Source organism: Actinomyces bouchesdurhonensis (genome assembly GCF_963540955.1).
Taxonomy (GTDB): Bacteria; Actinomycetota; Actinomycetes; order Actinomycetales; family Actinomycetaceae; genus Pauljensenia; species Pauljensenia bouchesdurhonensis.
The window spans coordinates 1-5,756 of sequence record NZ_CAUTSL010000083.1 but is presented as its reverse complement, the minus strand read 5'-3'; the positions used below and the strand labels follow the sequence as shown (position 1 = coordinate 5,756).

General features: G+C 60.5%; 2 protein-coding genes and 1 tRNA gene. 1 reads left to right on the top strand and 2 read right to left on the bottom strand.

The genetic code is table 11. The annotated features are described in order from the left end of the window. Positions 1-1,761: 1,761 nt before the first annotated feature. Positions 1,762-1,833 (bottom strand) — tRNA-Asn (locus RYL44_RS09770). A 713-nt stretch (positions 1,834-2,546) separates the two neighbouring features. Here RYL44_RS09770 and RYL44_RS09765 point away from each other — a divergent pair. Next, a complete protein-coding gene (locus RYL44_RS09765; RefSeq protein WP_314975858.1) occupies positions 2,547-3,734 on the top strand; it encodes a hypothetical protein in 1,188 nt (395 codons plus the stop codon). Between the two features lie 141 nt (positions 3,735-3,875). Here RYL44_RS09765 and RYL44_RS09760 read toward each other — a convergent pair whose 3' ends face one another. Further along, positions 3,876-4,670, bottom strand: coding sequence for a MerR family transcriptional regulator (locus tag RYL44_RS09760; protein ID WP_276741204.1), 795 nt, complete (start codon positions 4,668-4,670; stop codon positions 3,876-3,878). Positions 4,671-5,756: the final 1,086 nt, after the last annotated feature.

Sequence of the window (5,756 nt, the reverse complement as noted above, 5' to 3'; positions counted from 1 at the left end):
AACCTATCCACATCCGCGTAACCTATCCACATGCGAGCCACGCCCTCGCAACCCGCACGTGCCAGCACGGTTCAAGCCAGGCACCTGCGCACGTCGACGCCAGCACACGCCGACAACGCCCGTGCACGCCAGGCACCCCACCCTCACCACCCGCTCACGCTCACGCTCACGCGCACGCGCACGCCAGCGTGCAAGTCCACAGCACTGCACACCGATCCCAACTCTCCCCTACGAATGCAAGCGAGCCCGTGATAGATTTGATGCGGAGCGGGAATCCCCCCTGGGCTAGTCTTGGAATAATCGACCGTCGGAAGGCCCGGGTAATGGGCCCCGCTCCCCACTTTTCCCTCCATTTCCCGCGTCGATGTTCTCGCGCGACAGAAGGGATATAGGACATTTCGTGTTGGCGTGTTGCCACCTGCCCCACTGGACGTCAGGTTGCCGCGTGACCTGGCAGCCCATTCGGCGTCCGCGTCACGTGAGAGCGGGGTATTGATCATGCTTTGGCAGCGGGCGCATCAGAACCGGGACGTGCGAGACAAGACCCGCCAAGAAACGCCAGCAGGGCCGATGATGAGAAGGAGCGGACATCGCGGCACCTTGAAAACAATACGAGTGAGAAATAGAGGGCTTTCCCGAAGGATCACACGGTAACCGCACCTATGACGAGCAACAGGCCGATCACCTGGAGCTGACGCCCCACGCGGAATGAGCCCTCCCTATAGCCCTACCGTTGCAGCTAGGGACTGATCGAACATCACGGTTCTGACCCAGGCATTTCGCCCGCGGTCGGCGAGCTTGCGCATGATGAGAAAAGGGTGGCCCACCTGCCCGGGGATCACTCCCAGGTGGGCTGGCTGCCACCCTCTCGAGCATCCTATCACTATTGCGAACATAGGACGAAGCGCGTTGGTCACGGCTCGGTCTCTGGCATCGTCAAGGGAGGGATCGTCGGGCTTGTACGCTCGCGCCGCCGCGCTCCAAACGGGATCACCCCCATCGAGAGGATTGCACCTCGTCGGGAGCATTCAACCCGTGAGGAGCATTCGAGCCGCTAGGGAAGATTTAACCCGATCAGTTGGGGTCGACTCTTGCCGTTCAGGTGTTTCGCCTCATCGGATACAAGCCCCGTCGCGGAGCTGGCCGCCCGTGACGCTCCCGCCATTACCGGCGACGCCTTTCTGGCGTTTGTCGGCGTCCGCCCTACCCGCGCCTGTGCAGCAAGGCCCCGTCAGCGACGCCTTTCCGGCGTTTATCGGCGCCCCGCCGGGCTGCCCTGCACCAGTGAGAGAGCGTGACGCCAGTGAGGGTGCATGACGCCAGGGGTAATGGCAGGGGTTTTGCACCATTAGAAGCATCCTGCCGGCGTGTCGCCGGCGTGTCGTGGCTCTATTGGTGCAATTCCCCCCGTTTGGCGGTGCCCTCGACGTGGGCCGAGCTCGACCGTGCGCCTCTCACAGCGCAATTCCCCCCGTTTGGTGGCGGTGAGGTCACGGTTCGGGATGGTGAGGTCACGGTTCGGAGCGGCGTGGCGCCCAAAGTGCAGACCACCTCGGCGAAAAACGCCGACAACGGGGTGTCATGGACGAGGTGGTCTACGTTTTGGGCACAACGGTGCCCGGCCTGGTGTGTCGCTCGCACGCGAACCGCTGAATATGCGGGGTAACCCCTTTCTTTAACCCCGAATCACCCCCACTCCTCCCCTGCACCGGTTCAGGGATAAACGAAAAGCCCCGAGTCCGTGAGGGCTCGGGGCGTCTGCTCCTGCGACTGGATTCGAACCAGTAACCGTCCGATTAACAGTCGGATGCTCTGCCGTTGAGCTACGCAGGATTGCGACAAGAGAAGATAATAGCAGGCCCCCTCCAGCACTGGCAAGCCAGGAGCAGCCTTCAGAGTATGCACCACATCACGCCTTGGACGGGGCCTTGGCTGACTACGCGCAACACCAACGCACGCGAACAGGCATCAGCAGGCCGGGGCCGGACCGATAACCAGAGCGGACACGCCCCGTGAGCCAGGTCCGAGCCAGCCACACGGGGACAACCACACCACGAGAGCACACACCCACACAAACAGGGGCCTCGTTCAAGGAGCGCTCAAACAGCCACCGCCGTCCCATCCCCCACCAGGGGCCACTGTCCAGGTGGTGCCCGCCACAGCGATAACGGCGTCCCCTCCAAGACGGCCACACATCAGACACCACAATCGGCACAGAGCCTCAAACGCACCCGACATGCGCGGCGTCGCACGCTGAAATATCGCATCTCTCACACAGATACCCTGTTACCATAAGAATCGCTGGTGACCCATCCGACGATCATCGAGAAAGGACTGCAATGTCCATCCCCACCGGTGCACCACTGCCCGCCGCGCAGCCACACCCGGCATACGCCCCATATACCCAGCAGGGAAAGCACCCGCGCAAAGCGCCCCTCTCCGGGAGAACACGGGCACTCACAATCACGATTATTGTCTGTAATGCACTTCTGCCCATCGTAGGGTTACTGGTTCACAGTCCGAGCTTTGCGGACATAGCTGCATACATGACGGTGATCACCCTCGCTGTGATCTATTTAATAAAGAAGACCGCAGCGATGCGCTATGCGCTCGCGGGAGTATCCGTCATTATCCTCTTCGTTGCCTTCCCTATTTTCGCAGCATGCCTAGAGCAGAATTACGTATATCTGGCGTTCATCGGCAGATCGGTCGAGCTAGTCGAATTCGCCATCAGGAACGGTGATGAGCTCCCAACAATTATCATTGTTGTCCTCGCTTTTCTTCTCACTCTCACGTGGCTACTATGCGCGATCGGCCTACTACGCCCCGACAAGGCACCCCGCAGCATGGCGATGCCGACTCCCCTCAATGCTCCAATTCCCTACGGCGCACTGATCGCTCCTTCGAGCGTGTCGGGTATCGTTGCGAATACCGGTCCCATCACGGGTCCTGGCGTCAGTCAATACATGCACGGGCAGGTCAGCCACACACCGGTGAATATGCAGTACGGCTACGGTTATGCAACTTCCCCTGCAGCGCCGAATGATCGACGCAAATCGAGGCGTCTCTCTCTGCGCTCGCAACTGTGTTGCGCCGCCATTATTGTCGCTGTTATCGCCCTGACTGTGGATGCTTTTCTTCCAGACAGTCACGTGTCGGATTTCTTCCGCGACAATCCGGATCCTTTTACCCACTCACCGTTACTTGTTTTCCTTCTCTGCTATTTCGTGACGATGATAGTGGTTGGCATTTTTCTCCTCTTGCGCTCCAACGGTGCACGTCGAGCTGTCTCGGTCACAACACTTTTCCTACAGATTGTCGTCATCCCCGTTACAGAGTCATTCACTACCAGAGACTTCCCGAACTTAGTCTTTTCGCTGTTTAATCTTTCAGGTCAAGGCGGGCACATTGTCATCTATTGGGCTCTCAACTGCGTGTGGATCCTGGCCGCAATTTTCCTGCAGATTCCCGACTGGCCCGCGACTGCATCGGCCACGGCGGCAACCGCAGGAGTGCCCCCGATCCTCGCCTTCCCGCAGCCAGCGCCGGTCGGCTGGGCGGCGCAGCCAGCACCCATCCAGAACGCGACCGGCCCACTGTTCCAAGAAGCACCGACAGCTACTGCGACCTCCCACACGCAGGAACCTCCGCCACGCTCAGATCAGATGCCACCACAGCCCTCCGGTCGGGTCCCGGCAACGAACGAAGAACAGCTTCCTCCACCGCCCCAGTAGGGCGACAAGTATCCCCTCGACGCCGTCACAGGCGAGGGGCCCGCACGCCACGGCGGCGCATGGTCCTTGAAGGCCATGCGCCGCCGTTCCACGCAACCAATCCACTAATGATGCGCCACGAACCCCGGCCTCGTCCCCACGTCACCCCCACACGACGTTGTCCACGTCCACGCCGCGGCAGCGCGCAACCTCCTCGATCGCATCGGCGAGCCACTGCGCGAAGCCCGCCTGCTGCGACTCGTAGTGCTCGCGGAATCGCTCATCATGAATGTAGGCGCGCGACATGATGAAGTGCTTCGAGGGAGTGACCGGAAAGAACTCGCTGAGTACCTCCCGGTGTTCCTCGACGAGGCCTGCCGCCCTTTCGCTGTCAGGAGCGACACCGGCACGGATCGCCTCAATCATCCTTTGCTCAACGTCATGGAAGCGCGCGGAGTTCTGGCGCCACTCGGCGCCATGCCATGAGGCAGTACGCCTGCGCGATTCACGCCAGTCATTGGTCTCGCCGAAGCATTCTTCCGCCTCGTCCTGGTGAGCCGCAAAGTCGGCGTCCCCCAGGATCTCCCCGATCTCTTCCACGGTCAGCGCATTATCGTTCATTGCGTCCTCCAACAGTGTGTCCAGCGCTTCGATCATTGTGTCCGTCCGCGAACGGTGAGCAACGAGCCGCTCTCGCTGCCTCTTCAGGTGTTCGACCGCCGATTCTCCAGAATCGAGGAGTGCCTTAATGTCCGTCAGTTTCATCCCCGTCGCCTGGTAGATGACAATCCTCTGAACACGAGCGCAGTCCTCGGTCGAATACAGGCGGTAGTTCGACCAGCTGCGCGCGGCGGGAGCGAGGAGACCCAGCGACTCCCAATAGTGCAGCGTGCGCACCGTCAGGGAGAATCGCTCGGCGACCTCACCGACCGTGTAGAGGGTGGTGTCGTTGCTCATGACAACGATTGTCGTCCCTGACGCCGCGTCATGGTCAAACGAAAGACCGTTTCCATGTCGCGGCCACGCGGAACAGTACGACGGCATCAGGGCAAATCAGGCCCGTCGCGCGAAAAACTCGCCCAACACGCCCATCTGGGCCCGTCGCGCGAAAATACTCACCCAACACGCCATAAACCGCGATTTTTAGGCCATTTTCCCTCGCTGGCGAACTATTTCGCGTTCGCGTTCACGTCAGATCGCACAGGGCGAACTATTTCGCGCCCAGAGCACAGGGATGTCATAACTTTGAAACCAACGGCATCACTAAACGCCCGCCCCGGTACAAAACTCTCCCAGCAACCACCGTCGCACACCCATCCCGCTACAAACTCTCCCAGCGCGCGAAAAAACGGCTGTTTTTGCCCAAAACGCATAAGCAGGGAGAATTTTGTACCGCTCGCAGAGCACACGAGCTAAGCAGGAAGAGTTTTCAACCGAACATCGCGAGCTCACCCCACCAGCACCGGTAACAAGCCAGAGCCCGCGGCCCCTTCTGCGGGGCACGGGGTGACACTGACATGGTTGACGATCCGGATAGGTTACGACGATCCGGATAGGTTACGACGATGCGGATAGGTTAATAAGCTATCCGGATGCTCATAACCTATCCAGATAGCAACAACCTATCCGTATGCGCAGCCGCCGGAGGGACCGGAGGGACCGGGCTGGCTTCGAGGAGGGACCGGCTGCGATGCCCATGAGTGACGACGGAGACACATACCAGAGATTCCGCATGCAATTCGATTGCGTGAACTTTCAACAAAGCCCAGAAACGTTGCAATTCCAACGATGCCAATTCAAATACTGAAATAGTGACAGAGGAATTGCATGCGAAAGTGCTAGACGCACAATAGCCGCGTCGACCAAGCTGCGGCGCTCGTGAGCAGCGGCGGGACCAGGCCCGGCTTCAAGCCGACACCAACCGCGCAAGCACCGCCGGCGTGGGGGGCGCCGGAGGGTCCGGAGGGCAAGGGCGGGCTTCGAGATCGACCACTCCGAGCCGTCAGGCTCGCGTGTGGCGATCTCGCGGGCGGCCGGGCCCGA

Bases quoted from the DNA above. Each gene is read 5' to 3' on its own strand.
- RYL44_RS09765 (WP_314975858.1), top strand. From the start codon at position 2,547: ATGACGGTGATCACCCTCGCTGTGATCTATTTAATAAAGAAGACCGCA.
- RYL44_RS09760 (WP_276741204.1), bottom strand. From the start codon at position 4,670: ATGAGCAACGACACCACCCTCTACACGGTCGGTGAGGTCGCCGAGCGA.